This is a genomic window from Pseudomonas cichorii, from assembly GCF_018343775.1.
GTDB classification, from domain to species: domain Bacteria; phylum Pseudomonadota; class Gammaproteobacteria; order Pseudomonadales; family Pseudomonadaceae; genus Aquipseudomonas; species Aquipseudomonas cichorii.
Window position 1 is genome coordinate 5,308,777 of record NZ_CP074349.1, and the last position, 26,360, is coordinate 5,335,136.

The following is a 26,360-nucleotide window of genomic DNA, read 5'->3' on the forward strand; positions in this document are numbered from 1 at the left end:
CAAGCCCCAAAAGGGGCTTGATTTGATTTCCCGACTCACCTGGCATCGATTTCTTGCGAAACCGACGACAGGTAGCGAGAGGTACGTCTTACCAGCTGGCTTTAACCAGACCCGGTACGTCGCCACGCATTGCTGCTTCACGCAGCTTGTTACGGCCCAGGCCGAACTTGCGATAGACGCCGTGTGGACGACCGGTGATGCGGCAACGGTTACGCATGCGCGAAGCGCTTGCGTCACGTGGTTGCTTCTGCAGAGCTACGGTAGCTTCCCAGCGCGCTTCTGGACTTGCGTTCAGATCAACGATGATTGCTTTGAGCGCTGCACGCTTCACGGCGAACTTGGCAACGGTGAGCTGACGCTTCAGCTCACGGTTTTTCATGCTCTTCTTGGCCATTTTCCTACTCCAATCAGTTGCGGAACGGGAATTTGAAAGCACGCAGCAGTGCGCGACCTTCATCATCGTTCTTGGCAGTGGTGGTCAGGGTAATGTCCAGACCGCGGAGAGCATCGATCTTGTCGTAGTCGATTTCCGGGAAGATGATCTGCTCTTTTACGCCCATGCTGTAGTTGCCACGACCATCAAAGGACTTGGCATTCAGGCCGCGGAAGTCGCGAACCCGAGGCAGGGAGATCGACAGCAGACGATCCAGGAACTCGTACATACGATCGCGGCGCAGAGTTACTTTGACGCCGATCGGCCAACCTTCACGGACTTTAAAGCCAGCGATGGATTTCCGAGCGTAAGTCACAACAACTTTTTGACCGGTGATCTTTTCCAGGTCAGCAACAGCGTGCTCGATGACTTTTTTGTCGCCGATCGCTTCGCCCAGACCCATGTTCAGGGTGATTTTGGTAACGCGCGGAACTTCCATCACGTTCGCCAGCTTAAGTTCTTCCTTAAGCTTCGGAGCGATTTCCTTCCGGTAAATCTCTTTTAGTCGTGCCATGGTCTTCTACCTAGCAGTGTTCAAGCATCAACCGCTTTTTGGGTCGACTTGAAGACACGAATTTTCTTGCCGTCTTCAACTTTGAAACCAACGCGGTCAGCCTTGTTGGTTGCGCCGTTGAAAATGGCGACGTTGGAAGCGTGCAGTGGCGCTTCTTTCTCGACGATACCGCCCTGTACGCCCGACATCGGGTTTGGCTTGGTATGACGCTTCACCAGGTTGATCCCACCAACGACCAGACGGTCGTCAGCGAGAACCTTGAGCACCTTACCGCGCTTACCTTTGTCTTTGCCGGCGATCACGATGATCTCGTCGTCACGACGAATCTTTTGCATGTCGGATCTCCTTACAGCACTTCTGGGGCGAGCGAGACGATCTTCATGAACTTCTCAGTACGAAGTTCACGGGTCACTGGCCCAAAGATACGGGTACCGATCGGCTCTTGCTTGTTGTTCAGAAGAACAGCAGCGTTGCCATCGAAGCGGATGATGGAGCCGTCTGCACGACGAACACCGTGGCGAGTGCGGACTACAACAGCAGTCATCACTTGGCCTTTTTTCACCTTACCGCGCGGAATTGCTTCCTTGACGGTCACTTTGATGATGTCACCGATACCAGCGTAACGACGATGGGAGCCACCCAGCACCTTGATGCACATAACGCGGCGAGCGCCGCTGTTATCGGCCACATCGAGCATGGATTGAGTCTGAATCATATAATTTCTCCGACCCCTAGTCCTTAGACTTCCACAGCGCGTTCGAGGATATCAACCAACGCCCAAGACTTGGTCTTGGCTACCGGACGAGTTTCACGAATAGTGACTTTGTCGCCGATATGGCACTGATTGGTTTCGTCGTGCGCGTGCAGCTTAGTCGAACGCTTAACGTATTTACCGTAGATCGGGTGCTTTACGCGACGCTCAATCAGAACGGTGATGGTCTTGTCCATCTTGTCGCTGACAACACGGCCAGTCAGCGTACGGACGGTTTTTTCGGCTTCAGCCATGATTACTTACCTGCCTGCTGGTTGAGCACAGTCTTCACGCGAGCGATGTCACGCTTAACTTGCGAGAGCAGGTGAGACTGCCCCAACTGGCCAGTTGCTTTCTGCATACGCAGATTGAACTGGTCGCGCAGCAGGCCGAGCAGTTGCTCGTTCAGCTGCTGTGCTGATTTTTCACGAAGTTCATTCGCTTTCATCACATCACCGTCCGCTTAACAAAGGAGGTGGCGAGCGGCAGCTTTGCAGCAGCCAGGGCGAAAGCCTCACGCGCCAGCTCTTCAGTAACACCCTCGATTTCATACAGGACTTTGCCTGGCTGAATCTGGGCAACCCAGTACTCGACGTTACCCTTACCTTTACCCATACGAACTTCTAGGGGCTTTTTGGAAATAGGCTTGTCCGGGAATACACGGATCCAGATCTTGCCGCCACGTTTAACGTGACGGGTCAGAGCACGACGCGCTGACTCGATCTGACGAGCGGTGAGACGACCACGAGCTACAGACTTCAGCGCGAACTCGCCGAAGCTGACTTTGCTACCGCGCAATGCCAGACCACGGTTGTGGCCAGTCATTTGCTTGCGGAACTTCGTACGCTTTGGTTGCAACATTTGGCGTACCCCTTACTTAGCAGCTTTTTTACGAGGCGCTGGTGCTTGTGGTTTCAGTTCTTCTTGGCGACCACCAATTACTTCGCCTTTGAAGATCCAAACCTTTACACCGATCACACCGTAGGTGGTGTGAGCTTCGTAGTTGGCATAGTCGATGTCGGCACGCAGGGTGTGCAGTGGCACACGACCTTCGCGATACCATTCAGTACGTGCGATTTCAGCACCGCCGAGACGACCGCTCACTTGGATTTTGATGCCTTTGGCACCAATGCGCATGGCGTTCTGTACAGCGCGCTTCATGGCGCGACGGAACATTACACGACGCTCCAGCTGCTGAGCTACGCTCTGCGCAACCAGCATACCGTCGAGCTCCGGCTTGCGGATCTCTTCGATATTGATGTGCACAGGCACACCCATTTGCTTGGTCAGGTCCTGACGCAGTTTCTCAACATCTTCACCTTTCTTCCCGATAACGATACCTGGACGAGCAGTGTGGATGGTGATACGTGCTGTCTGAGCCGGACGATGGATATCGATACGGCTTACGGACGCGCTTTTTAGTTTGTCTTGGAGGTACTCACGCACCTGCAGATCTGCCAGCAGGTAGTCTGCGTAAGTGCGACCGTCTGCGTACCAGACGGAGGTGTGCTCCTTGACGATTCCCAGGCGAATGCCAATGGGATGTACTTTCTGACCCATCTCTTCGACTCCGTTACTTGTCAGCGACCTTGACAGTGATATGGCAAGACCGCTTGACGATGCGATCAGCACGGCCTTTGGCACGTGGCATGATGCGCTTCAGCGAACGCCCTTCGTTGACGAAAACGGTTGAGACCTTCAGGTCATCAACGTCTGCGCCTTCGTTATGCTCGGCGTTGGCTACAGCCGACTCCAGCACTTTCTTCAGGATCTCGGCGGCTTTCTTACTGCTGAAAGCCAACAGGTTGAGCGCTTCGCCCACCTTCTTCCCGCGGATCTGGTCGGCGACCAAGCGGGCTTTCTGGGCGGAGATTCGAGCGCCCGACAACTTAGCGGCTACTTCCATCGTTCCTTACCCCTTAACGCTTGGCTTTCTTGTCTGCCACGTGCCCACGATAAGTGCGGGTACCGGCAAACTCGCCCAGTTTATGGCCGACCATGTCTTCGCTCACGAGAACTGGGACATGTTGACGACCGTTATGCACAGCAATGGTCAAACCGACCATTTGTGGCAGGATCATCGAACGACGCGACCAGGTTTTCACTGGTTTGCGATCGTTCTTTTCCGCCGCCACTTCGATCTTCTTCAGTAGGTGAAGATCAATAAAAGGACCTTTTTTCAGAGAACGTGGCACTGTCGTATCCCTCTATTTACTTGCGACGACGGACGATCATTTTGTCGGTACGCTTATTACCACGAGTCTTCGCGCCCTTAGTCGGGAAGCCCCACGGCGATACCGGATGACGACCACCAGAGGTACGACCTTCACCACCACCATGTGGGTGGTCAACCGGGTTCATGGCAACACCACGAACGGTTGGGCGAACGCCACGCCAGCGTTTGGCACCAGCTTTACCCAGGGAACGCAGGCTGTGCTCGGAGTTCGAGACTTCACCAAGCGTTGCACGGCATTCCGCCAGTACTTTACGCATCTCACCGGAGCGAAGACGCAGAGTAACGTACACACCTTCACGAGCGATCAGCTGTGCAGAAGCACCAGCGGAACGAGCGATCTGTGCGCCTTTACCTGGCTTCAGTTCGATGCCGTGTACGGTGCTACCAACTGGAATGTTGCGCAGTTGAAGAGCGTTGCCCGGCTTGATTGGAGCCAGAGCACCAGCGATCAGCTGGTCGCCAGCACTCACGCCTTTAGGGGCGATGATGTAGCGACGCTCGCCGTCTGCGTACAGCAGCAAAGCGATGTGAGCAGTACGGTTTGGATCGTATTCGATACGCTCGACAGTGGCAGCGATGCCATCTTTGTCGTTGCGACGGAAGTCAACCAAACGGTAATGCTGCTTATGACCACCACCCACGTGACGTGTAGTGATACGGCCATTGTTGTTACGACCACCAGACTTCGATTTTTTCTCGAGCAGCGGTGCGTGAGGAGCGCCTTTATGCAGCTCCTGATTGACCACCTTGACCACAAAACGGCGGCCAGGGGAAGTCGGTTTGCATTTAACGATTGCCATGATGCACCCCTTCCTTACTCAGCACTGCTGCTGAAATCGAGATCTTGGCCTGGCTGAAGGGAGATAACTGCCTTCTTCCAGTCATTACGCTTGCCCAGACCGCGAGCAGTGCGTTTGCTCTTACCCAGAACATTCAGGGTAGTAACACGCTCTACTTTCACGCTGAACAGGCTTTCGACGGCCTTCTTGATTTCCAGCTTGGTTGCGTCAGTAGCAACCTTGAAAACGAACTGGCCTTTCTTGTCAGCCAGAACCGTGGCCTTCTCGGAAACGTGCGGGCCAAGTAGAACTTTAAATACGCGTTCCTGGTTCATCCCAGCAGCTCCTCGAATTTCTTCACGGCCGACACAGTGATCAACACTTTGTCGTATGCGATCAGACTAACTGGATCGGAACCTTGAACATCACGCACGTCGACGTGAGGCAGGTTACGAGCAGCCAGGTACAGATTCTGGTCAACAGCGTCAGACACGATCAGAACATCGGTCAGACCCATGCCATTCAGCTTGCCCAGCAGGTCTTTGGTTTTCGGTGCTTCGACAGCGAAGTCCTGAACCACGACCAGACGATCAGTACGGACCAGCTCACCAAGGATGGAACGCAGAGCAGCGCGATACATCTTCTTGTTGAGTTTCTGGGTGTGATCCTGAGGACGAGCTGCGAAAGTGGTACCGCCGCCACGCCAGATTGGGCTACGGATAGTACCGGCACGAGCGCGGCCAGTACCCTTCTGACGCCATGGGCGCTTACCGCCACCGGAAACGTCGGAACGGGTCTTTTGCTGCTTGCTGCCCTGACGACCGCCAGCCATGTAGGCTACGACTGCCTGGTGCACCAGTGTCTCGTTGAATTCGCCGCCAAATGTCAGTTCGGAAACTTCGATTGCTTGAGCGTCATTTACATTTAATTGCATGTCAGCTTCCCCTTAACCGCGAGCCTTGGCTGCTGGACGTACAACCAGATTGCCGCCAGTAGCGCCAGGAACAGCGCCCTTGACCAACAACAGATTGCGTTCAGCGTCCACGCGCACTACTTCGAGGGACTGCACGGTCACGCGCTCAGCGCCCATATGACCGGACATTTTTTTGCCCTTGAATACACGACCAGGAGTCTGGCACTGGCCGATAGAGCCTGGGACGCGGTGGGATACGGAGTTACCGTGGGTGTTATCCTGACCACGGAAATTCCAGCGCTTGATCGTACCCTGGAAGCCTTTACCTTTGGACTGACCGGTTACATCAACCAGTTGACCAGCAGCGAAGATTTCAGCGTTGATCAGATCGCCAGCCTTGTATTCGCCTTCTTCAAGACGGAATTCAAGAACAGTGCGACCAGCAGCTACGTTCGCCTTGGCGAAGTGGCCAGCTTGGGCAGCTGTAACACGCGAAGCACGACGCTCGCCGACAGTGACTTGCACTGCACGATAGCCATCGGTTTCTTCGGTTTTGAACTGAGTGACGCGATTCGGCTCGATCTCAATGACCGTGACCGGAATGGAGACACCTTCTTCGGTGAAAATACGGGTCATACCGCATTTACGACCGACTACACCAATAGTCATGTTGTAAACCTCATGAGTGTACGGGGCTTTCACCCGCTATGGCCGCCCATTTCAGAGCGTTACACGACTAAGACCCAAGTCTTAGCCGAGGCTGATCTGCACTTCCACACCGGCCGCAAGATCAAGCTTCATAAGAGCGTCAACGGTTTTATCCGTTGGCTGGACGATGTCCAGAACGCGCTTATGAGTGCGGATCTCGTACTGGTCGCGCGCGTCTTTGTTGACGTGCGGAGAAACCAGAACGGTGAACCGCTCTTTACGGGTCGGCAGTGGAATTGGACCACGCACCTGAGCACCAGTACGTTTCGCGGTTTCCACGATTTCCTGGGTTGATTGGTCGATCAGGCGATGGTCAAAAGCCTTCAACCTGATACGGATTTGCTGATTTTGCATTGGATTTCAGACTCCAGATTGCTGTTCCCACCGAGCGCAATACGCCCGTTAAAAGGAGGCGCAATTCTATAGACGAGCTAACAGAGTGTCAACCCAATAAAAAAGCCCCCGCAAGCGGGGGCTTTTTCTTGAATCAACGCTTAAGCGATGATTTTGGCTACGACGCCAGCGCCGACGGTACGACCGCCTTCACGGATAGCGAAACGCAGACCGTCTTCCATTGCGATTGGCTTGATCAGGGTAACGGAAACTTTCACGTTATCACCTGGCATTACCATCTCAACGCCTTCCGGCAGTTCGCAGCTACCAGTTACGTCGGTAGTACGGAAGTAGAACTGTGGACGGTAGCCTTTGAAGAACGGAGTGTGACGACCGCCTTCTTCTTTGCTCAGAACGTAGATTTCAGCTTCGAACTGAGTGTGCGGCTTGACGGTGCCTGGCTTGACCAGAACCTGGCCACGCTCAACGTCGTCACGCTTGGTGCCACGCAGCAGAACGCCGCAGTTCTCACCAGCACGGCCTTCGTCCAGCAGCTTGCGGAACATCTCAACGCCAGTGCAAGTAGTTTTGGTAGTGTCACGCAGACCTACGATCTCTACTTCTTCCTGGATCTTGATGATGCCACGCTCAACACGACCAGTTACAACAGTACCGCGACCGGAGATCGAGAACACGTCTTCGATTGGCATCAGGAACGGCTTGTCGATAGCGCGCTCTGGCTCTGGGATGTAGCTGTCCAGAGTTTCAACCAGCTTCTTGACAGCCGAAGTACCCATCTCGTTGTCGTCCTGGCCGTTCAGAGCCATCAGAGCCGAACCGATGATGATCGGGGTGTCGTCGCCTGGGAAGTCGTAAGTGCTCAGCAGATCGCGCACTTCCATCTCAACCAGTTCCAGCAGCTCAGCGTCGTCAACCATGTCAGCCTTGTTCAGGAAGACAACGATGTACGGAACGCCAACCTGACGGGACAGCAGGATGTGCTCACGAGTTTGTGGCATCGGACCATCAGCGGCCGAGCAAACCAGGATCGCACCGTCCATCTGGGCAGCACCGGTGATCATGTTTTTTACGTAGTCGGCGTGACCTGGGCAGTCAACGTGTGCGTAGTGACGCACGGACGAATCGTATTCAACGTGAGCGGTGTTGATGGTGATACCGCGAGCTTTCTCTTCCGGGGCGCTGTCGATCTTGTCGAAGTCAACCTTTGCGGAACCGAAAACTTCGGAGCAAACGCGAGTCAGAGCAGCGGTCAGAGTGGTTTTACCGTGGTCAACGTGACCGATGGTGCCAACGTTGACGTGCGGTTTGTTACGTTCAAATTTTTCTTTAGCCACGACAGTGAACTCCTAGCCTAAAGGGGCTGAATCAGCCTTGTTTTTTAACGATAGCTTCGACGACATTCGACGGAGCTTCGGAGTATTTGGAGAATTCCATAGAGTAGCTCGCGCGACCCTGAGACATGGAGCGGACGTCGGTCGCATAACCGAACATCTCACCCAACGGAACCTCGGCGCGGATAACCTTGCCGGAAACCGTATCTTCCATACCCTGGATCAGACCACGACGACGGTTCAGGTCACCCATCACGTCACCCATGTAGTCCTCAGGTGTTACAACTTCAACCTTCATGATCGGCTCAAGAACAACACCGCCACCCTTGGTAGCCAGTTGCTTGGTCGCCATGGAGGCCGCCACCTTGAACGCCATCTCGTTGGAGTCGACGTCGTGGTAAGAACCATCGAAAACGGTAGCCTTCAGGCCGATCAGCGGATAGCCGGCAACAACACCGTTCTTCATCTGCTCTTCGATACCCTTCTGGATAGCCGGGATGTATTCCTTAGGAACAACACCACCCACTACTTCGTTCACGAATTGCAGACCTTCCTGACCTTCGTCAGCAGGGGCAAAACGGATCCAGCAATGGCCAAACTGACCACGACCGCCGGACTGACGAACGAACTTGCCTTCGATCTCACAAGCCTTCGTGATCTTCTCACGATAGGAAACCTGTGGTTTACCGATGTTGGCTTCGACGTTGAACTCACGGCGCATCCGGTCAACCAGGATGTCCAGGTGCAATTCGCCCATGCCAGAGATGATCGTTTGACCAGTCTCTTCATCAGTCTTGACGCGGAAAGACGGGTCTTCCTGAGCAAGCTTGCCCAGTGCGATACCCATTTTTTCCTGGTCATCCTTGGTTTTTGGCTCAACGGCAACCGAAATAACCGGCTCCGGGAAGTCCATACGAACCAGGATGATTGGCTTTTCAGCGGAGCAGAGGGTATCACCAGTGGTGACGTCCTTCATGCCGATCAGGGCCGCGATGTCGCCAGCGCGAACTTCCTTGATCTCTTCACGGGTGTTTGCGTGCATTTGCACCATACGACCCACGCGCTCTTTCTTGCCTTTTACCGAGTTGATCACGCCGTCGCCGGAGCTCAACACGCCCGAGTAAACGCGGGCAAAGGTCAAGGTACCCACGAATGGGTCGGTAGCGATCTTGAACGCCAGAGCCGAGAACGGCTCGTTGTCGTCTGCATGACGCTCCATTTCAACAGTCTCGTCATCCGGATCGGAACCCTTGATGGCAGGAATGTCGACTGGTGCAGGCAGGTAGTCGATAACGGCGTCGAGAACCAGGGGAACACCCTTGTTCTTGAAGGAAGAACCACAAACAGCAAGAACGATTTCGCCAGCGATTGTGCGCTGACGCAGTGCGCCCTTGATTTCCTCGATGGAAAGCTCTTCACCTTCGAGGTACTTGTTCATCAGCTCTTCGTTGGCTTCAGCAGCTGCTTCAACCATGTTGCTGCGCCACTCTTCAGCCAATTCCTGCAGTTCAGCAGGGATCGCCTCGCGACGAGCAGCCATACCCTTGTCAGCATCATCCCAGTAAACAGCTTCCATGGTCATCAGATCGATCTGACCCTGGAAATTGTCTTCTGCACCGATAGCCAACTGGATTGGCACTGGAGTATGACCCAGACGCTGTTTGATCTGACCGATCACGCGCAGGAAGTTCGCACCAGCACGGTCCATCTTGTTTACATAAACAAGACGCGGAACGCCGTATTTGTTGGCTTGACGCCATACGGTTTCCGACTGAGGCTCAACGCCCGAAGTACCGCAGAAAACCACGACAGCACCGTCGAGAACACGCAGCGAACGCTCTACTTCAATAGTGAAGTCAACGTGGCCGGGGGTATCGATGATGTTGAAGCGATACTTGTCGAATTGCTTGGCAGAACCAGCCCAGAAGGCTGTGGTTGCAGCGGAAGTAATGGTAATACCCCGCTCCTGCTCTTGAACCATCCAGTCCATGGTTGCGGCGCCATCATGCACCTCGCCCATTTTGTGGTTTACGCCAGTGTAAAAAAGGACGCGCTCGGTGGTCGTGGTTTTACCAGCGTCCACGTGAGCAACGATACCGATGTTACGGTAGCGGTTAATCGGAGTAGTACGAGCCATAAAGCCCTCGCAAAATTAGTGACGCCGGAATTAGAAGCGGTAGTGCGAGAAAGCTTTGTTAGCTTCAGCCATACGGTGCACGTCTTCACGCTTCTTAACTGCAGCACCTTTACCTTCGGCGGCGTCCAACAGTTCGCCAGCCAAACGCAGAGCCATAGACTTTTCGCCACGCTTGCGCGCGAAGTCTACCAGCCAGCGCATTGCCAATGCATTACGACGGGACGGACGAACTTCAACCGGAACCTGGTAAGTAGCACCGCCTACACGGCGCGACTTCACTTCGACCAGCGGAGCGATGGCGTCGAGAGCTTTCTCGAAGATTTCCAGGGGGTCGCTGTTCTTGCGTTCTTTAACCTTGTCCAGCGCGCCATAAACGATACGCTCGGCAACGGCTTTCTTGCCGCTTTCCATCACGTGGTTCATGAACTTGGCCAGGATTTGGCTTCCGTATTTTGGATCGTCAAGCACTTCGCGCTTGGCTGCTACGCGTCTTCTTGGCATGGATAAGCCCTCAAACGGTCTTCAGGTTAGCTCGGAACCACCATCCCCTTAGGAATGCGTCCGACCTTACTCTTATCGACTCAGAAAAATAGAAATCTGCAAACTCAATCAGAAGCCGAATACTACTTAGGCTTCTTGGTACCGTATTTCGAGCGACCCTGGTTACGACCTTTAACGCCGGAAGTATCCAAAGAACCACGAACGGTGTGATAACGAACACCTGGCAAGTCTTTTACACGACCGCCACGGATCAGTACCACGCTGTGCTCTTGCAGGTTGTGACCTTCACCACCGATGTACGAGGAAACCTCGAAACCGTTGGTCAGGCGCACACGGCAGACTTTACGCAATGCCGAGTTAGGTTTTTTCGGCGTGGTGGTATACACACGAGTGCACACACCGCGACGTTGCGGGCAGTTCTGCAGCGCAGGCACGTCGGATTTCTCGACGATACGCTTACGCGGCTGACGTACCAGCTGGTTGATAGTTGCCATCTACTAGCTCCACTGTTGTCTTGCGACGCTATTGTCTTACAAGAAAGCAAATGACAGGGCGTAAGCCCCGCCAAATTTAGGGGTACAAGAGTCTAAAGAGGATCCTGCCCCCAGTCAAGACAAAGCCCCGACCTCTTCACCCGGCGAACACAGCAAAAAACTGTGGTCGCCGGAAGAAAAATGCCGAGGCTTTACTCTTAATTACCGCTGGAGTTCAACGCTTCAGTCAGAGCGGCTTCTACTTCGCTCGCGCTGACACGCAACGGTTTGTCGATATCACGGCGACGCTTGCGCTCGCTGTGGTATGCCAGACCGGTACCAGCCGGGATCAGACGACCCACGACTACGTTTTCCTTCAGGCCGCGCAGGTAGTCACGCTTGCCGGTTACTGCCGCTTCGGTCAGTACGCGGGTTGTCTCCTGGAAGGAGGCCGCGGAGATGAACGACTCGGTGGACAGGGAAGCTTTGGTGATACCCAGCAATACACGAGTGAACTTGGAGACAAACTTGTCTTCCGTGCTCAGACGCTCGTTCTCTACGAGAACGTGAGTCAGCTCCATCTGGTCGCCCTTGATGAAACTGGAATCGCCGGATTCGGCAATCTCAACTTTACGCAGCATCTGACGCAGGATGGTCTCGATGTGCTTGTCGTTGATCTTCACGCCCTGCAGACGATAAACGTCCTGGATCTCGTTGACGATGTACTTGGCGAGAGCACTTACACCCAGCAGACGCAGGATGTCGTGCGGATCGCTAGGACCGTCGGAAATAACTTCACCACGGTTGACCTGCTCACCTTCAAACACGTTCAGGTGACGCCATTTCGGGATCAGCTCTTCGTACGGATCGCTACCGTCGTTCGGAGTGATGACCAGACGGCGCTTGCCTTTGGTCTCTTTACCGAACGCGATGGTGCCGCTGACTTCAGCAAGAATCGACGCCTCTTTCGGACGACGAGCTTCGAACAGGTCGGCAACACGCGGCAGACCACCGGTGATGTCACGGGTTTTCGAAGTTTCTTGCGGGATACGAGCGATAACATCACCGATCGCGATCTGCGCACCGTCCGCCACGCCAACCAGGGCGTTTGCTGGCAGGAAGTACTGAGCCGGTACGTCAGTACCTGGCAGCAGCAGATCCTTGCCATCCAGGCCCACCATCTTGACGGCAGGACGAATGTCTTTACCGGCAGCTGGACGGTCCTTGGCATCAAGAACTTCAATGTTGGTCATACCGGTCAATTCGTCTGTCTGACGCTTGATCGTGATGCCTTCTTCCATGCCCACGTAGGTCACGGTACCTTTCATTTCGGTGACGATCGGGTGGGTGTGCGGATCCCACTTGGCCACGATCGAACCAGCGTCGACCTTGTCGCCTTCCTTCACCGAAATCACTGCACCGTAAGGCAGCTTGTAACGCTCACGCTCACGACCGAAGTCATCAGCGATGGCCAGCTCACCGGAACGGGACACAGCTACCAGGTGGCCATCCACTCGCTCAACGTGTTTCAGGTTGTGCAGACGAACAGTACCGCCGTTCTTGACCTGGACGCTGTCGGCAGCCGAAGTACGGCTTGCAGCACCACCGATGTGGAACGTACGCATTGTCAGCTGGGTACCAGGCTCACCGATCGACTGGGCGGCGATAACGCCGACAGCTTCACCGATGTTGACCTGATGACCACGAGCCAGGTCGCGACCGTAGCACTTGGCGCAGATGCCGTAGCGGGTTTCACAGCTGATTGGCGAGCGAACGATCACTTCGTCGATGCTGTTCAGCTCGATGAATTCGACCCACTTCTCGTCTACCAGCGTGCCAGCAGGCACGATGACGTCTTCGGTACCTGGCTTGAATACGTCACGGGCGATGACTCGACCCAGAACGCGCTCACCCAGAGGCTCTACAACGTCACCGCCTTCAATGTGCGGAGTCATCAGCAGGCCATGCTCGGTACCGCAATCAACTTCGGTAACGACCAGATCCTGGGCAACGTCCACCAGACGACGGGTCAGGTAACCGGAGTTCGCGGTTTTCAACGCGGTATCCGCAAGACCTTTACGAGCACCGTGAGTCGAGATGAAGTACTGAAGTACGCTCAGGCCCTCACGGAAGTTCGCAGTGATCGGCGTCTCGATGATCGAGCCATCCGGCTTGGCCATCAGACCACGCATACCGGCCAGCTGACGAATCTGTGCAGCGGAACCCCGGGCACCGGAGTCAGCCATCATGTACATCGAGTTGAAGGATTCCTGGTCAACAGTCTCACCGTGACGGTCGACAACCTTCTCTTTCGAGAGGTTCGACATCATCGCCTTGGAGACTTCATCGTTGGCCTTGGACCAAAGGTCGATCACCTTGTTGTACTTCTCGCCCTGAGTTACCAGGCCCGAGGCGTACTGACTTTCGATTTCTTTAACTTCTTCGGTAGCAGCATCGATGATGCGAGCTTTTTCATCCGGGATAACGAAATCGTTAACACCGATCGAAACACCCGAAATGGTCGAATAGGCAAAACCGGTATACATCAGCTGGTCAGCGAAAATGACGGTCTCTTTCAGACCAACCACGCGATAGCACTGGTTGATCAGCTTGGAGATCGCCTTTTTCTTCATCGGCTGGTTGACGACGTCATAGGACAGGCCGGCCGGAACCACCTGGAACAGCAGCGCACGGCCGACAGTGGTGTCGACGATACGGGTGTTCTTGACGCTGCCGCCATCACGATCATTGATCGTTTCATGGATACGGACTTTGACCTTGGCGTGCAGAGCTGCTTCGCCGGCGCGGAATACGCGGTCGACTTCCTGCAGATCCGCAAACACACGACCTTCGCCCTTGGCGTTGATCGCTTCACGAGTCATGTAGTACAGACCCAGTACAACGTCCTGCGAAGGAACGATGATTGGCTCACCATTCGCTGGCGAAAGGATGTTGTTGGTCGACATCATCAGCGCACGCGCTTCGAGCTGGGCTTCCAGCGTCAGCGGTACGTGAACGGCCATCTGGTCACCGTCGAAGTCGGCGTTGTATGCCGCACAGACCAGAGGGTGAAGCTGGATTGCCTTGCCTTCGATCAGAACCGGCTCGAACGCCTGGATACCCAGACGGTGAAGCGTCGGTGCACGGTTGAGCAGGACCGGGTGTTCGCGAATCACTTCAGCAAGAACGTCCCAGACCTCTGGCAGCTCGCGCTCGACCATTTTCTTGGCAGCTTTGATGGTCGTGGCCAGGCCACGCATTTCCAGCTTGCCGAAAATGAACGGCTTGAACAGCTCGAGAGCCATTTTCTTCGGCAGACCGCACTGGTGCAGACGCAGGGTCGGACCAACGGTAATTACCGAACGACCAGAGTAGTCAACACGCTTACCGAGCAAGTTCTGACGGAAACGACCTTGCTTACCCTTGATCATGTCAGCCAGGGATTTCAGAGGACGCTTGTTGGAACCGGTGATAGCGCGGCCACGACGACCGTTGTCGAGCAGAGCATCGACAGCTTCCTGCAACATACGCTTTTCGTTGCGCACGATGATGTCCGGAGCGGACAGATCCAGCAGGCGCTTCAAACGGTTGTTACGGTTGATCACTCGACGATACAGATCGTTGAGGTCGGAAGTCGCGAAACGACCACCATCCAGCGGAACCAGAGGACGCAGATCTGGCGGCAGAACCGGCAGAACGGTCAGGACCATCCACTCAGGCAGGTTGCCCGAGCCCTGGAAGGCTTCCATCAGTTTCAGACGCTTGGACAGCTTCTTGATCTTGGTTTCGGAGTTGGTTTGCGGAATCTCTTCACGCAGACGGCCAATCTCGTGCTCCAGATCGATAGCGTGCAGCAGTTCACGGACAGCTTCGGCACCCATGCGGGCATCGAAATCATCACCGAACTCTTCCAGCGCTTCGAAGTACTGCTCGTCGTTCAGCAGCTGACCTTTTTCAAGAGTGGTCATACCCGGATCGATAACGACATAGCTCTCGAAATAGAGAACGCGTTCGATATCACGCAGGGTCATGTCCATCAGCAGGCCGATACGGGACGGCAGGGACTTCAGGAACCAGATGTGGGCAACCGGCGAAGCCAGTTCGATGTGGGCCATGCGCTCACGACGAACTTTTGCCAGTGCAACTTCAACGCCGCACTTCTCGCAGATGACACCACGGTGCTTCAGGCGCTTGTACTTACCGCACAAGCACTCGTAATCCTTGACCGGGCCAAAGATCTTGGCGCAGAACAGACCGTCACGCTCAGGCTTGAACGTACGGTAGTTGATGGTTTCCGGCTTTTTAACTTCACCGAACGACCACGAGCGGATCATCTCAGGCGACGCCAACCCGATACGGATCGCGTCAAACTCTTCGACTTGACCCTGGTTTTTCAGCAAATTCAGTAGGTCTTTCAAGGCTTTCCCTCCTGGCGGAGCAGGGAGCGGGCCATACGGCACCGCTCCCGATTCGCGTCACGTGTTATTCGGTTTCCAGATCGATATCGATACCGAGCGAACGGATTTCTTTGATCAACACGTTGAAGGACTCGGGCATGCCCGGCTCCATACGGTGATCGCCGTCCACGATGTTTTTGTACATCTTGGTACGACCGTTCACATCGTCCGACTTCACTGTGAGCATTTCTTGCAGAGTGTACGCCGCGCCGTATGCTTCCAGCGCCCACACTTCCATCTCCCCGAAACGCTGACCACCGAACTGCGCCTTACCACCCAGCGGCTGCTGGGTAACCAGGCTGTAAGAACCAGTGGAACGCGCGTGCATCTTGTCGTCCACCAAGTGGTTCAGCTTCAGCATGTACATGTAGCCAACAGTTACAGCGCGCTCAAACTTGTTGCCGGTACGACCGTCAAACAGTTGCATCTGGCCGCTTTCCGGCATGTCTGCCAGCTTGAGCATTGCCTTGATTTCACGCTCTTTGGCACCGTCGAAAACCGGAGTAGCCATAGGTACGCCATTGCGAAGGTTCTTCGCGAGATCCTGGATTTCCTTGTCGGAGAGGTCATCCAGACTTTCCTGGCGACCGCCGATTTCGTTGTAGATCTCGTTGAGGAACTTACGCAACTCAGCAACTTTACGCTGTTCTTCGAGCATGCGATTGATCTTCTCGCCCAGACCTTTGGCCGCGAGGCCCAGGTGGGTTTCGAGAATCTGACCAACGTTCATACGCGAAGGTACGCCCAGCGGGTTGAGGACGATATCCACAGGCGTGCCGTTGGCATCGTGCGGCATATCTTCAACCGGCATGATCACGGAGACCACACCCTTGTTACCGTGGCGACCGGCCATCTTGTCGCCCGGCTGGATGCGACGACGGATTGCCAGGTAGACCTTGACGATTTTCAGAACGCCTGGAGCAAGGTCATCACCCTGCTGCAGCTTGCGCTTCTTGTCTTCAAACTTGTCATCGAGCAGGCGACGACGATCAACGATGTAAGCCTGTGCTTTTTCAAGCTGCTCGTTCAGAGCATCTTCAGCCATGCGCAGTTTGAACCACTGACCATGCTCAAGACCGTCCAGGACCTCATCGGTGATTTCCTGACCTTTCTTAAGGCCAGCACCGCCTTCAACCACGCGACCAACCAGAGCAGCACGCAGACGCTCGAAAGTAGCGCCTTCGACGATACGGAACTCTTCGTTCAGATCCTTGCGGATCTCGTCGAGTTGCGACTTCTCGATGGACAGTGCGCGAGCATCACGCTCTACACCATCACGGGTGAAGACCTGAACGTCGATGACAGTGCCCTTGGTACCGGTAGGTACACGCAGGGAAGTGTCTTTAACGTCGCTGGCTTTTTCACCGAAGATGGCGCGCAGCAGTTTTTCTTCCGGAGTCAGCTGGGTTTCACCTTTAGGGGTGACCTTGCCAACCAGGATGTCGCCGGCGCCCACTTCAGCACCGACATAAACGATACCGGCTTCGTCCAGCTTGTTCAGAGCCGCTTCACCCACGTTCGGGATGTCAGCCGTGATTTCCTCTGGGCCAAGCTTGGTGTCACGAGCAACGCAAGTCAGTTCCTGGATATGGATCGTGGTGAAACGATCCTCCTGAACCACACGCTCGGACAGACAGATGGAGTCTTCAAAGTTGAAACCGTTCCAGGCCATGAACGCGATGCGCATGTTCTGACCCAGAGCCAGTTCACCCATGTCGGTGGACGGACCGTCTGCCATGATGTCGCTGCGCTGAACGCGATCACCCTTGCTCACCAGCGGACGCTGGTTGATGCAGGTGTTCTGGTTCGAACGGGTGTACTTGGTCAGGTTGTAGATATCTACACCCGCCTCGCCCGTTTCAACTTCGTCATCGGCAACACGCACAACGATACGGCTTGCATCGACCGAGTCGATCACCCCGCCACGACGAGCCACGACGCAGACGCCGGAGTCACGGGCAACGTTGCGCTCCATGCCGGTACCTACCAGCGGCTTGTCGGCACGCAGGGTTGGTACAGCCTGACGCTGCATGTTCGAACCCATCAACGCACGGTTGGCGTCGTCGTGCTCGAGGAACGGAATCAGGGAAGCTGCGACCGAAACTACCTGCTTGGGCGAAACGTCCATCAGGGTTACGTCGGCAGGAGCCTTGACGGTAAATTCGTTCAGGTGACGAACGGCTACCAGCTCGTCGATCAGTTCCTGCTTGTCGTTCATTGCGGCCGAAGCCTGTGCAATGACGTGGTCCGCCTCTTCGATTGCCGAAAGGAAAACGATTTCGTCGGTTACCAGGCCTTCCTTGACAACGCGGTACGGGCTCTCGAGGAAACCATACTGGTTGGTACGGGCATAGGCCGCCAAGGAGTTGATCAGACCGATGTTCGGACCTTCCGGCGTTTCAATCGGGCATACACGACCGTAGTGAGTCGGGTGTACGTCACGGACTTCAAAGCCGGCGCGCTCACGAGTCAGACCACCAGGGCCGAGTGCAGAAACACGACGCTTGTGGGTAATCTCGGACAGCGGGTTGTTCTGGTCCATGAACTGGGAAAGCTGGCTGGAACCGAAGAACTCCTTGACTGCCGCTGCGACAGGCTTGGCGTTGATCAGGTCCTGAGGCATCAGGCCTTCGCTTTCTGCCATGGACAGACGTTCTTTTACAGCACGCTCTACGCGGACCAGACCAACACGGAACTGGTTCTCGGCCATTTCGCCAACGCAACGAACACGACGGTTACCCAGGTGATCGATGTCATCGACAATGCCTTTACCGTTACGGATATCGACGAGAGTCTTCAGAACAGCAACGATGTCTTCCTTGCACAGGACGCCCGAACCTTCGATCTCGGTGCGACCGATACGACGGTTGAACTTCATGCGGCCTACAGCAGACAGGTCATAGCGCTCTGGGCTGAAGAACAGGTTGTTGAACAGTGTTTCTGCGGCATCTTTGGTCGGCGGCTCACCAGGGCGCATCATGCGATAGATTTCGACCAGGGCTTCCAGTTGGTTGCCGGTGGAGTCGATCTTCAAGGTGTCGGAGATGAACGGACCGCAATCGATGTCGTTGGTGTACAGAGTCTCGATCCGAACGACCTGGGCCTTGGCGATTTTTGCCAGGATTTCAGTGTTCAGTTCGGTGTTGCATTCAGCGATGATTTCACCAGTCGCAGGATGCACGATGACCTTGGCGGTAGTGCGGCCCAGGACGTAGTCCAGCGGCACTTCCAGCTCTTTGATACCGGCCTTTTCCAGCTGATTGATGTGACGAGCGGTAATACGGCGACCTTGCTCGACAATAACCTTGCCGCTGCCATCCAGGATATCGAGGACAGCAATTTCACCACGCAGGCGCTGAGGCACCAGCTCCAGGCTCAGGTTTTCACCGCGAACATGGAAAACGTTGGTGGTATAGAACGCATCAAGCACTTGCTCGGTCGTGTAACCCAGAGCGCGCAGCAGTACGGAAGCAGGCAGCTTGCGACGACGGTCGATACGGACGAATACGCAGTCTTTCGGATCGAACTCGAAGTCCAGCCACGAACCACGGTAAGGAATGATGCGAGCGGAGTACAGCAGCTTGCCGGAGCTATGCGTCTTGCCACGATCGTGGTCGAAGAATACGCCTGGCGAACGGTGAAGCTGGGACACGATTACACGCTCGGTACCGTTGATAACGAAGGTACCGTTTTCAGTCATCAGGGGGATTTCACCCATGTAGACTTCTTGCTCTTTGATGTCCTTGATCGCTTTGTTCGACGACTCTTTGTCGAAGATGATCAGACGGACCTTGACTCGCAGAGGTACAGCGTAAGTCACACCGCGCAGCACGCACTCTTTGACATCAAATGCCGGTTCGCCCAAGCGATAACCTACATACTCCAGCGCAGCATTGCCGGAGTAGCTGATGATCGGGAAAACGGATTTGAAGGCTGCATGCAGACCGACGTCGCGGAACTGATCTTTGGTCGCTCCCGCCTGCAGGAATTCGCGATACGAATCCAGCTGGATGGCCAGTAGATACGGCACATCCATTACGTCCGGCAACTTGCTAAAGTCCTTGCGGATACGTTTTTTCTCAGTATATGAGTAAGCCATCAGCGTTCCCCAGCTTGGTCACCTGCTTGTTTGGCTCCCTCCGACGGAAGCAGCCAGAAAATCGTGCAAACCCCTTGGTCTGCGCCACCATCTTGGTGGTTCTTGCACGTTATGGACGCTGGCAAAGCCAATCGTCTGTAACGGAAAAAGGCCGGTGGCAAAAGCCACCAGCCATCAGCCTTTCGCTTAACGCGTGGGCTGGACGTTCAAAATCGATGCTTATTTCAGCTCGACTTTGGCGCCTGCTTCTTCCAGAGCAGCTTTGGCTTTTTCAGCAGCGTCTTTAGCTACTGCTTCCAGAACCATTGCTGGAGCGCCGTCAACGACTGCCTTGGCTTCTTTCAGGCCCAGACCGGTCAGTTCACGAACGGCTTTAATGACGTTAACTTTCTTCTCGCCAGCTTCGGTCAGCATGACGTTGAATTCGGTTTGCTCTTCAACAACAGCAGCAGCAACAGCTGGACCAGCCGAAGCAGCGGCAGCAGTTACGCCGAATTTCTCTTCGAAAGCCTTGATCAGTTCAACAACCTGCAGAACGGACATCTCGGCTACTGCGTTGAGGATATCGTCTTGAGAGATAGACATGAATCTAATTCCTGAATTGGGGGACGGCCTACGCGACCATCGAAATAAACAAAAATACGCGAGAGAAAATGCTCAGCCTTAGGCTGCGGCAGCTTCTTTCTGGTCGCGAACAGCCGCCAGAGTACGAGCCAATTTGCTGGTAGCGCCTTGAATCACGCTCATCAGCTGGGAAATTGCTTCGTCACGGGTCGGCAAGGTAGCCAGTACGTCGATCTGATTAGCTGCGAGGAACTTGCCCTCGAACGCAGCTGCCTTGATCTCGAACTTGTCCTGACCTTTCGCAAACTCTTTGAACAAACGCGCAGCAGCGCCTGGATGCTCATTGGAGAAGGCGATCAAGGTCGGGCCTGTGAACGCATCGTTGAGGACACTGTATTCAGTACCTTCAACAGCGCGCTTGAGCAGGGTGTTACGTACAACACGTACGTATACGCCAGCTTCACGAGCCTCTTTACGGAGTCCGGTCATTGCGCCTACTGTAACGCCACGGGCATCAGCCACGACAGCGGACAGAGCGACTTTGGCAGCCTCGTTGACTTCAGCGACGATGGCCTTCTTGTCTTCGAGTTTAATTGCCACGGGTTTAACTCCTGCTTGTTACCGTTTCATCGGGCCTGAGCCTGATGTCGTTTTGGTGTCTGATTCGGTAAGGAACCGGGAGCACCATCTGCGTAGGCTTGTGGTTTAAGACTTGCGTCGCCTACGGTCTTGGATAGCCCCCGCCAGGCAGGGACCCCAATCTTTTAGTAACACAAAACTGTGTTACTTCTGCCTTACGCGTCCAGGGAACCTTGGTCGATGACCAGGCCCGGGCCCATGGTGGTGCTCAGGGTAACGCGCTTGACGTAGATACCTTTCGAGGAAGCAGGCTTGATGCGCTTGAGATCAGCGATCAGGGCTTCAACGTTTTCCTTCAGCTTGACTGCGTCGAAACCGACCTTGCCAACGGAAGTGTGGATGATGCCGTTTTTGTCGGTGCGATAACGAACCTGACCAGCCTTCGCGTTCTTGACGGCGTTAGCGACGTCAGGAGTAACGGTACCGACTTTAGGGTTAGGCATCAGGCCACGTGGACCCAGAACCTGACCCAACTGACCAACAACACGCATTGCATCAGGAGAAGCAATGACTACGTCGTAGTTCAGGTCGCCAGCTTTCATTTCGGCAGCCAGATCGTCCATGCCAACGCGATCAGCACCGGCAGCCAGAGCAGCTTCAGCAGCCGGGCCTTGGGTGAAGACAGCAACACGTACGGTTTTACCGGTACCGTGCGGCAGAACGGTTGCGCTACGAACAACCTGGTCGGATTTACGAGGATCGACGCCCAGGTTAACAGCAACGTCTACGGACTCGCTGAACTTGACGGTAGACAGCTCGGTCAGCAGAGCAGCAGCGTCTACGAAGTTGTAGGCCTTGCCAGCTTCAAGCTTGCTAGCGATTGCCTTTTGACGTTTGGTCAACTTAGCCATTACACACCCTCCACGTTAAGGCCCATGCTACGAGCGGAACCGGCGATAGTACGCACGGCCGCTTCCAGGTCTGCAGCTGTCAGATCAGCGCTTTTTGCTTTAGCGATGTCTTCCAGCTGAGCACGAGTCACGGTGCCAACTTTAACGGTGTTCGGGCGAGCCGAGCCGCTGGTCAAGCCTGCAGCTTTCTTCAGCAGAACAGAGGCAGGAGTACTTTTTGTTTCAAAAGTGAAGCTACGGTCGCTGTATACAGTGATGATCACTGGAGTCGGCAAGCCTGGCTCAAGACCCTGAGTACGGGCGTTGAATGCTTTACAGAATTCCATGATGTTCACACCGTGCTGACCCAGAGCAGGACCAACTGGCGGGCTAGGGTTAGCCTGAGCGGCTTTCACTTGCAGCTTGATGTATGCGGTTATCTTCTTGGCCATGAGGCACTCCAATTACGGGTTCAAACGCCTTTTAAGGCTCCCCGGCTACTTACACGTATATCCCAGTGACGAAAAAACCCCACAGCCTTAGGCTGCGGGGTATGGGATTCCAGCTCAGTTATGCCTTTTCGACCTGACTGAACTCCAGCTCTACCGGAGTAGAACGTCCGAAAATGAGCACAGCCACTTGGATACGGCTCTTTTCGTAGTTAACTTCTTCAACCGTGCCATTAAAATCAGCGAACGGACCATCGGTGACGCGAACAACTTCACCTGGCTCGAACAGTGTTTTTGGCTTCGGCTTATCGCTGCCATCAGCAACACGACGCAGAATGGCTTCTGCTTCTTTGTCGGTGATTGGAGCTGGCTTATCAGCAGTACCACCGATAAAGCCCATGACGCGAGGAGTATCCTTGACCAAGTGCCAAGTACCCTCATTCATTTCCATCTGTACAAGCACATAACCTGGAAAGAACTTACGCTCGCTTTTGCGCTTCTGGCCATTACGCATTTCAACCACTTCTTCAGTGGGAACCAGAATTTCGCCGAAGCCATCTTCCATGCCTGCCAGCTTCACACGCTCGATCAACGAGCGCATTACATGCTTCTCGTAACCCGAGTAAGCATGCACTACGTACCAACGCTTAGCCACGGGACACCCTTAGCCAACTATCAAGGAAACAAGCCAGCCGAGCAGGGAATCTAGCCCCCACAACAGCAACGCCATGACCAGAACGACAGCCACCACAATCAAAGTGGTCTGCGTGGTCTCTTGGCGAGTAGGCCATACGACTTTACGGATCTCTGCGCGTGCTTCTTTTGCCAGGACAAAGAAAGCCTTGCCTTTACCGGTTTGAAGAGCAACAAACGCAGCAACGGCAGCAATCACAAGAAGCACGAGAACACGATACAGAATCGGAGCGGACGAGTAATACTGATTACCGACGACACCAACCACAACCAAAGCGACTACCAAGAGCCATTTCAGCGAGTCAAAGCGCGAGTCTGATGCTTCAGCCTTGGGATTCATCTACGGAGATCCTGTGAAAAGAAAGCCAGATTACATCTAGGGAATCTGGCAGGTCAGGAGGGAATCGAACCCCCAACCTACGGTTTTGGAGACCGTCGCTCTGCCAATTGAGCTACTGACCTAAAAGCAAAATCAGGCCGACCATTATGCGGACCCGACAAGAGTTTTTCAACACTTCATTCAGAAACCATCAGCAGGCGCTGCTGACAGAGACTGAAAGCTTTAAGCGAGACACTTCAAGAGTGAAACCACTTAAAACAAAGGCAGATATTTGCATATCTGCCTTTGAACAATGGAGCTCTTGAGCGGATTTGAACCGCTGACCTCACCCTTACCAAGGGTGTGCTCTACCAACTGAGCTACAAGAGCGAAACACTTTGCAAGAACCACAAGCATGGAGCGGGTAGCGGGAATCGAACCCGCATCATCAGCTTGGAAGGCTGAGGTTCTACCACTAAACTATACCCGCACAACTTGCAGCTCACGCTAAATATGGTGGAGGGGGAAGGATTCGAACCTTCGAAGTCGTAGACGTCAGATTTACAGTCTGATCCCTTTGGCCGCTCGGGAACCCCTCCTAAGCGAGGCAGCATTCTCAATGCTTACTGCCCTTCTGTCAACCTTTTTCTCATTAAAAACCTGAGGTTACATGCGTTGACTACTGCTGCTTCACTTGCGAAGTTTACACCTCACTGCGAAGCGGGCGCCATTCTATGCAAACTAATCGGCAGTTGCAATGCCCTCACAAGACATTATTTTGTTTTTTAATTGCGGGAAATCCTGAAGCAACTGATTGAGCATGCCATCACCGACCAGACGACGACTTTCAGGGGAGATCCTGAGCCAGTAGCTTGTCACACCACCCGACGGCAAGACCTGAAACTGCGACTGCACATCCAGGCTATTGAGACGCTGCTCGACAGCACGCGCCTCCTCCTGGCGTGGAAACCCCCCAAGATACAGACAGCTACTTTCAGCCTCACGGGAGGCGTGCCCCACGTCGGACTCACTAAGCAGCCGGATATCCTGCTGAGGAGCACGGTACAACGACAAAGGCAGCACCTCCTTGGCACGCAAAGGAGCTTCTTGCTGATGCCAGATGTAATAAAAGGCATTGAGCATCAACAACAAAAGGAATAGCCAACGCATAAAAACCTCAGCGCAACGGACAGGCTAGAGCAAGACCGACGAAAACCAGGTCAGGCACCACTCGAACATCAGTCAGGACATCCTCGACCAGCCCCGCATCGCCGCCGGTTACGAAGACACAAAAATCATCACCCCAGTAAGCGCGCGCCAGTTCCAGCTGCGTCAGGGCAAAGCCTCGCAGCATCAGGGAACAACCGCGCTCAACCGCCTCCGAGGTTGCACGCCCCGGAACGAAGCTGACCAGCGCACGCTCGGCCGCAGCATCATCGTATCGAATACGCCGCGTATGGGTGCGCAACTGGTTACGCATCAACGGCATCCCCGGACATATGAAGCCTCCCAGGTGCCGACCATCTACATCAACGAAATCAGAGGTCACAGCCGTACCGAGATCAATGACCAGGCACGCCCTTCGGGCTATGTGATAAGCACCGACAAAGGCAAGCCAGCGGTCGAGCCCCAGACGCTCGTAGTCGTCGTATCCATTCTCAACCCCCGCCAACTCTCTTGCGGGCGCCGCACAAACAGGATGAATCGCGAAAGCTTGAACAAGGGCCGCCACAAGCTTCTCGGTTTCCTCGGTGCTACGGACACTGACCAGGCGGCAGGCACTCAACTTCAACCCTGGAAGGTGCAGCAAATGCTCCAGCAGCGCACTATCGGAATCAACGACGCCACCTGCAAATCGGGCTATGCCTCCTACATCAATTACACGCCACTTGATGAAGCTATTCCCACAGTCGAGTTCAAGTATCATCACGCAACCTCAGGCTGAGCTCACCACCACTAAAGCTTTTCTCCACGCCACCTACATCGAGGCGCAACGCACCCAGCACATCAACCCCCAAGACTACGCCCTCGACGACCTCGACACCCGAAAGCAGGGTGACAGCGCAGCCCTGCCACAAGTGTCCTTGCTCCCACTCAGCCTGAAACGCTGAAAAACCTTTCTCACGATGCAAGGCGAGCAAGGCATCAAGCTTTTGACTCAAACGGGCAGCCAGACTATTGCGATCAGAAAGGGCGCCCGCTTCAAGACGCAGAGACGTCCAGGACTGATCCACGTCGACAGAGGTCTGCATATTGACGTTGACGCCTATGCCTATCACGACATGACACACATCTGCAGGATCACCGATCAACTCAAGAAGGATGCCGGCAATCTTGCGCCGCCCTACAAGAACATCATTAGGCCACTTGAGGCCGGCCCCCTTGACTCCCGACTCACGCAGGACCTGCATGACAGCAAGCCCGACCAGCAGGCTGAGCCCTTCGAGCTGACGCATTCCGCCATCCACGCGCAACGCCAGACTGTAATACAGGTTCTCACCAAAGGGGCTCACCCACTTGCGACCACGACGCCCTCTCCCAGCCGTCTGGCTTTCCGCCAGGACCAGCATAGGCATGGCAGCGCCCTGGCCAATCTGACGTACCGCTTCGGCATTTGTAGAGTCGACCGAATCTGCAACATGGACAGACCAGCCCGCAGGAAACCCCATTTGCGATATGGACGACGCAGACAGAAGAGAAACCGGACTGGCAAGCCGATAGCCACGGCCACGCACCTTATGAACCTCAACGCCCAACTCAGCCTCAAGCTGTTGAAGCCGCTTCCATACGGCGCTTCGACTGACGCCGAGCACATCACCCAAAACCTGCCCGGAGTGAAACTCGCCATCGGCCAGAAGCCTTAACAAGGTCATCATGTAAATATCGCCTAGCAATGAGGCACGCATGATAGCCACGCAAGCCTGGGATGCATAGAAACGAAAAAGTGTTTTTCGAGCCTGAAAAGACAAAACCCCCACCTGCGTTCGCAGATGGGGGTTCTGAATTTGAATCTTGACGATGACCTACTCTCACATGGGGAAACCCCACACTACCATCGGCGATGCATCGTTTCACTGCTGAGTTCGGGATGGGATCAGGTGGTTCCAATGCTCTATGGTCGTCAAGAAATTCGGTAGCCGGTGCGTACTTGGGTACGTACCCGCGAATGGGTGTGTAATA

The 26,360-nt window shown here is 54.7% G+C and carries 30 protein-coding genes, 4 tRNA genes and 1 rRNA gene; all 35 read right to left on the reverse strand.

Going from position 1 to position 26,360, the window contains the following annotated elements; genetic code table 11:
- Positions 1–88: 88 nt before the first annotated feature.
- Positions 89–394 (reverse strand): 30S ribosomal protein S14, encoded by a 306-nt coding sequence (gene rpsN / locus KGD89_RS22765; RefSeq protein WP_025262049.1) that lies wholly within the window; start codon positions 392–394, stop codon positions 89–91.
- 13 nt (positions 395–407) lie between these two features.
- On the reverse strand, positions 408–947 hold the full coding sequence (gene rplE / locus KGD89_RS22770) for a 50S ribosomal protein L5 (protein WP_004883677.1): 540 nt from the start codon (positions 945–947) through the stop codon (positions 408–410).
- 20 nt (positions 948–967) lie between these two features.
- Positions 968–1,282, reverse strand: a complete 315-nt coding sequence (rplX, locus tag KGD89_RS22775) for a 50S ribosomal protein L24 (protein WP_002555478.1) — start codon at positions 1,280–1,282, stop codon at positions 968–970.
- Between the two features lie 11 nt (positions 1,283–1,293).
- Complete coding sequence (rplN, locus tag KGD89_RS22780; protein ID WP_002555479.1) at positions 1,294–1,662, reverse strand: 50S ribosomal protein L14; 369 nt, start codon at positions 1,660–1,662, stop codon at positions 1,294–1,296.
- Positions 1,663–1,685: 23 nt separating this feature from the next.
- Positions 1,686–1,952 carry a 30S ribosomal protein S17 gene (gene rpsQ, locus KGD89_RS22785; RefSeq protein ID WP_002555480.1) on the reverse strand — a complete coding sequence of 89 codons (267 nt, stop codon included), beginning with the start codon at positions 1,950–1,952 and terminating at the stop codon, positions 1,686–1,688.
- Between the two features lie 2 nt (positions 1,953–1,954).
- Positions 1,955–2,146, reverse strand: coding sequence for a 50S ribosomal protein L29 (gene rpmC, locus KGD89_RS22790; protein ID WP_002555481.1), 192 nt, complete (start codon positions 2,144–2,146; stop codon positions 1,955–1,957).
- Positions 2,146–2,559 carry a 50S ribosomal protein L16 gene (rplP, locus tag KGD89_RS22795; protein ID WP_025262050.1) on the reverse strand — a complete coding sequence of 138 codons (414 nt, stop codon included), beginning with the start codon at positions 2,557–2,559 and terminating at the stop codon, positions 2,146–2,148. Before rplP ends, rpmC begins: the two co-directional genes overlap by 1 nt.
- A gap of 12 nt (positions 2,560–2,571) precedes the next feature.
- On the reverse strand, positions 2,572–3,258 hold the full coding sequence (gene rpsC / locus KGD89_RS22800; protein WP_025262051.1) for a 30S ribosomal protein S3: 687 nt from the start codon (positions 3,256–3,258) through the stop codon (positions 2,572–2,574).
- Positions 3,259–3,271: 13 nt separating this feature from the next.
- Positions 3,272–3,604 (reverse strand): 50S ribosomal protein L22, encoded by a 333-nt coding sequence (gene rplV / locus KGD89_RS22805; RefSeq protein ID WP_002555485.1) that lies wholly within the window; start codon positions 3,602–3,604, stop codon positions 3,272–3,274.
- A 13-nt stretch (positions 3,605–3,617) separates the two neighbouring features.
- A complete protein-coding gene (gene rpsS / locus KGD89_RS22810; protein WP_004883670.1) occupies positions 3,618–3,893 on the reverse strand; it encodes a 30S ribosomal protein S19 in 276 nt (91 codons plus the stop codon).
- A gap of 16 nt (positions 3,894–3,909) precedes the next feature.
- The gene (gene rplB, locus KGD89_RS22815) at positions 3,910–4,734 is read right to left on the reverse strand and encodes a 50S ribosomal protein L2 (RefSeq protein ID WP_007924198.1); all 825 of its coding nucleotides are present in this window, start codon (positions 4,732–4,734) and stop codon (positions 3,910–3,912) included.
- Positions 4,735–4,748: 14 nt separating this feature from the next.
- Positions 4,749–5,048: a 50S ribosomal protein L23 gene (gene rplW, locus KGD89_RS22820; RefSeq protein ID WP_002555488.1), complete on the reverse strand. Its 300-nt coding sequence runs from the start codon at positions 5,046–5,048 to the stop codon at positions 4,749–4,751.
- On the reverse strand, positions 5,045–5,647 hold the full coding sequence (gene rplD / locus KGD89_RS22825) for a 50S ribosomal protein L4 (protein ID WP_025262052.1): 603 nt from the start codon (positions 5,645–5,647) through the stop codon (positions 5,045–5,047). The genes rplW and rplD overlap by 4 nt, the downstream gene beginning before the upstream one ends.
- A gap of 12 nt (positions 5,648–5,659) precedes the next feature.
- On the reverse strand, positions 5,660–6,295 hold the full coding sequence (gene rplC, locus KGD89_RS22830; protein ID WP_025262053.1) for a 50S ribosomal protein L3: 636 nt from the start codon (positions 6,293–6,295) through the stop codon (positions 5,660–5,662).
- Between the two features lie 81 nt (positions 6,296–6,376).
- The gene (rpsJ, locus tag KGD89_RS22835; RefSeq protein ID WP_003186070.1) at positions 6,377–6,688 is read right to left on the reverse strand and encodes a 30S ribosomal protein S10; all 312 of its coding nucleotides are present in this window, start codon (positions 6,686–6,688) and stop codon (positions 6,377–6,379) included.
- Between the two features lie 140 nt (positions 6,689–6,828).
- Positions 6,829–8,022 carry an elongation factor Tu gene (gene tuf / locus KGD89_RS22840; RefSeq protein WP_025262054.1) on the reverse strand — a complete coding sequence of 398 codons (1,194 nt, stop codon included), beginning with the start codon at positions 8,020–8,022 and terminating at the stop codon, positions 6,829–6,831.
- Positions 8,023–8,053: 31 nt separating this feature from the next.
- Entirely contained in the window at positions 8,054–10,156 is a 2,103-nt protein-coding gene (fusA, locus tag KGD89_RS22845; protein ID WP_025262055.1) for an elongation factor G, read from the reverse strand.
- Between the two features lie 30 nt (positions 10,157–10,186).
- The gene (gene rpsG, locus KGD89_RS22850; RefSeq protein ID WP_010490886.1) at positions 10,187–10,657 is read right to left on the reverse strand and encodes a 30S ribosomal protein S7; all 471 of its coding nucleotides are present in this window, start codon (positions 10,655–10,657) and stop codon (positions 10,187–10,189) included.
- A gap of 122 nt (positions 10,658–10,779) precedes the next feature.
- Positions 10,780–11,151, reverse strand: coding sequence for a 30S ribosomal protein S12 (rpsL, locus tag KGD89_RS22855; RefSeq protein ID WP_002555494.1), 372 nt, complete (start codon positions 11,149–11,151; stop codon positions 10,780–10,782).
- Between the two features lie 197 nt (positions 11,152–11,348).
- Positions 11,349–15,548 carry a DNA-directed RNA polymerase subunit beta' gene (gene rpoC / locus KGD89_RS22860; RefSeq protein ID WP_025262056.1) on the reverse strand — a complete coding sequence of 1,400 codons (4,200 nt, stop codon included), beginning with the start codon at positions 15,546–15,548 and terminating at the stop codon, positions 11,349–11,351.
- Positions 15,549–15,612: 64 nt separating this feature from the next.
- Positions 15,613–19,686: a DNA-directed RNA polymerase subunit beta gene (gene rpoB / locus KGD89_RS22865; RefSeq protein WP_025262057.1), complete on the reverse strand. Its 4,074-nt coding sequence runs from the start codon at positions 19,684–19,686 to the stop codon at positions 15,613–15,615.
- Between the two features lie 219 nt (positions 19,687–19,905).
- Positions 19,906–20,271: a 50S ribosomal protein L7/L12 gene (rplL, locus tag KGD89_RS22870; protein WP_025262058.1), complete on the reverse strand. Its 366-nt coding sequence runs from the start codon at positions 20,269–20,271 to the stop codon at positions 19,906–19,908.
- 78 nt (positions 20,272–20,349) lie between these two features.
- Positions 20,350–20,850, reverse strand: coding sequence for a 50S ribosomal protein L10 (rplJ, locus tag KGD89_RS22875; protein ID WP_025262059.1), 501 nt, complete (start codon positions 20,848–20,850; stop codon positions 20,350–20,352).
- A gap of 194 nt (positions 20,851–21,044) precedes the next feature.
- Positions 21,045–21,740 (reverse strand): 50S ribosomal protein L1, encoded by a 696-nt coding sequence (gene rplA, locus KGD89_RS22880; RefSeq protein ID WP_025262060.1) that lies wholly within the window; start codon positions 21,738–21,740, stop codon positions 21,045–21,047.
- Positions 21,740–22,171, reverse strand: a complete 432-nt coding sequence (gene rplK, locus KGD89_RS22885) for a 50S ribosomal protein L11 (protein ID WP_025262061.1) — start codon at positions 22,169–22,171, stop codon at positions 21,740–21,742. The genes rplA and rplK overlap by 1 nt, the downstream gene beginning before the upstream one ends.
- 118 nt (positions 22,172–22,289) lie before the next feature.
- The gene (gene nusG, locus KGD89_RS22890) at positions 22,290–22,823 is read right to left on the reverse strand and encodes a transcription termination/antitermination protein NusG (RefSeq protein ID WP_025262062.1); all 534 of its coding nucleotides are present in this window, start codon (positions 22,821–22,823) and stop codon (positions 22,290–22,292) included.
- A 9-nt stretch (positions 22,824–22,832) separates the two neighbouring features.
- Positions 22,833–23,201, reverse strand: coding sequence for a preprotein translocase subunit SecE (secE, locus tag KGD89_RS22895; protein WP_025262063.1), 369 nt, complete (start codon positions 23,199–23,201; stop codon positions 22,833–22,835).
- A gap of 46 nt (positions 23,202–23,247) precedes the next feature.
- Positions 23,248–23,323, reverse strand: a tRNA-Trp gene (locus KGD89_RS22900).
- A gap of 171 nt (positions 23,324–23,494) precedes the next feature.
- Positions 23,495–23,570, reverse strand: a tRNA-Thr gene (locus tag KGD89_RS22905).
- A 26-nt stretch (positions 23,571–23,596) separates the two neighbouring features.
- Positions 23,597–23,670, reverse strand: a tRNA-Gly gene (locus KGD89_RS22910).
- Between the two features lie 24 nt (positions 23,671–23,694).
- Positions 23,695–23,779, reverse strand: a tRNA-Tyr gene (locus tag KGD89_RS22915).
- Positions 23,780–23,921: 142 nt separating this feature from the next.
- On the reverse strand, positions 23,922–24,350 hold the full coding sequence (locus KGD89_RS22920; protein ID WP_025262064.1) for a hypothetical protein: 429 nt from the start codon (positions 24,348–24,350) through the stop codon (positions 23,922–23,924).
- A gap of 7 nt (positions 24,351–24,357) precedes the next feature.
- Positions 24,358–25,107, reverse strand: a complete 750-nt coding sequence (locus KGD89_RS22925; protein ID WP_025262065.1) for a pantothenate kinase — start codon at positions 25,105–25,107, stop codon at positions 24,358–24,360.
- Positions 25,097–26,056: a bifunctional biotin--[acetyl-CoA-carboxylase] ligase/biotin operon repressor BirA gene (gene birA / locus KGD89_RS22930; RefSeq protein WP_025262066.1), complete on the reverse strand. Its 960-nt coding sequence runs from the start codon at positions 26,054–26,056 to the stop codon at positions 25,097–25,099. The genes KGD89_RS22925 and birA overlap by 11 nt, the downstream gene beginning before the upstream one ends.
- A gap of 134 nt (positions 26,057–26,190) precedes the next feature.
- Positions 26,191–26,306 (reverse strand): 5S ribosomal RNA (gene rrf, locus KGD89_RS22935).
- Between the last annotated feature and the right edge of the window lie 54 nt (positions 26,307–26,360).

What these genes read in the sequence shown, in the direction of transcription:
- rplA (WP_025262060.1), bottom strand. Translation starts at nt 21,740, where the DNA reads ATGGCTAAGTTGACCAAACGTCAAAAGGCAATCGCTAGCAAGCTTGAA.
- fusA (WP_025262055.1), bottom strand. Translation starts at nt 10,156, where the DNA reads ATGGCTCGTACTACTCCGATTAACCGCTACCGTAACATCGGTATCGTT.
- rpsL (WP_002555494.1), bottom strand. Translation starts at nt 11,151, where the DNA reads ATGGCAACTATCAACCAGCTGGTACGTCAGCCGCGTAAGCGTATCGTC.
- rplC (WP_025262053.1), bottom strand. Translation starts at nt 6,295, where the DNA reads ATGACTATTGGTGTAGTCGGTCGTAAATGCGGTATGACCCGTATTTTC.
- rpoB (WP_025262057.1), bottom strand. Translation starts at nt 19,686, where the DNA reads ATGGCTTACTCATATACTGAGAAAAAACGTATCCGCAAGGACTTTAGC.
- rplX (WP_002555478.1), bottom strand. Translation starts at nt 1,282, where the DNA reads ATGCAAAAGATTCGTCGTGACGACGAGATCATCGTGATCGCCGGCAAA.
- rplP (WP_025262050.1), bottom strand. Translation starts at nt 2,559, where the DNA reads ATGTTGCAACCAAAGCGTACGAAGTTCCGCAAGCAAATGACTGGCCAC.
- rpsN (WP_025262049.1), bottom strand. Translation starts at nt 394, where the DNA reads ATGGCCAAGAAGAGCATGAAAAACCGTGAGCTGAAGCGTCAGCTCACC.
- rpsQ (WP_002555480.1), bottom strand. Translation starts at nt 1,952, where the DNA reads ATGGCTGAAGCCGAAAAAACCGTCCGTACGCTGACTGGCCGTGTTGTC.
- KGD89_RS22920 (WP_025262064.1), bottom strand. Translation starts at nt 24,350, where the DNA reads ATGCGTTGGCTATTCCTTTTGTTGTTGATGCTCAATGCCTTTTATTAC.
- birA (WP_025262066.1), bottom strand. Translation starts at nt 26,056, where the DNA reads ATGATGACCTTGTTAAGGCTTCTGGCCGATGGCGAGTTTCACTCCGGG.
- rplL (WP_025262058.1), bottom strand. Translation starts at nt 20,271, where the DNA reads ATGTCTATCTCTCAAGACGATATCCTCAACGCAGTAGCCGAGATGTCC.
- rpsG (WP_010490886.1), bottom strand. Translation starts at nt 10,657, where the DNA reads ATGCCAAGAAGACGCGTAGCAGCCAAGCGCGAAGTGCTTGACGATCCA.
- rplB (WP_007924198.1), bottom strand. Translation starts at nt 4,734, where the DNA reads ATGGCAATCGTTAAATGCAAACCGACTTCCCCTGGCCGCCGTTTTGTG.
- rplD (WP_025262052.1), bottom strand. Translation starts at nt 5,647, where the DNA reads ATGCAATTAAATGTAAATGACGCTCAAGCAATCGAAGTTTCCGAACTG.
- rplK (WP_025262061.1), bottom strand. Translation starts at nt 22,171, where the DNA reads ATGGCCAAGAAGATAACCGCATACATCAAGCTGCAAGTGAAAGCCGCT.
- rpsC (WP_025262051.1), bottom strand. Translation starts at nt 3,258, where the DNA reads ATGGGTCAGAAAGTACATCCCATTGGCATTCGCCTGGGAATCGTCAAG.
- KGD89_RS22925 (WP_025262065.1), bottom strand. Translation starts at nt 25,107, where the DNA reads ATGATACTTGAACTCGACTGTGGGAATAGCTTCATCAAGTGGCGTGTA.
- rplW (WP_002555488.1), bottom strand. Translation starts at nt 5,048, where the DNA reads ATGAACCAGGAACGCGTATTTAAAGTTCTACTTGGCCCGCACGTTTCC.
- rpmC (WP_002555481.1), bottom strand. Translation starts at nt 2,146, where the DNA reads ATGAAAGCGAATGAACTTCGTGAAAAATCAGCACAGCAGCTGAACGAG.
- rpsJ (WP_003186070.1), bottom strand. Translation starts at nt 6,688, where the DNA reads ATGCAAAATCAGCAAATCCGTATCAGGTTGAAGGCTTTTGACCATCGC.
- rplN (WP_002555479.1), bottom strand. Translation starts at nt 1,662, where the DNA reads ATGATTCAGACTCAATCCATGCTCGATGTGGCCGATAACAGCGGCGCT.
- rplV (WP_002555485.1), bottom strand. Translation starts at nt 3,604, where the DNA reads ATGGAAGTAGCCGCTAAGTTGTCGGGCGCTCGAATCTCCGCCCAGAAA.
- secE (WP_025262063.1), bottom strand. Translation starts at nt 23,201, where the DNA reads ATGAATCCCAAGGCTGAAGCATCAGACTCGCGCTTTGACTCGCTGAAA.
- rplE (WP_004883677.1), bottom strand. Translation starts at nt 947, where the DNA reads ATGGCACGACTAAAAGAGATTTACCGGAAGGAAATCGCTCCGAAGCTT.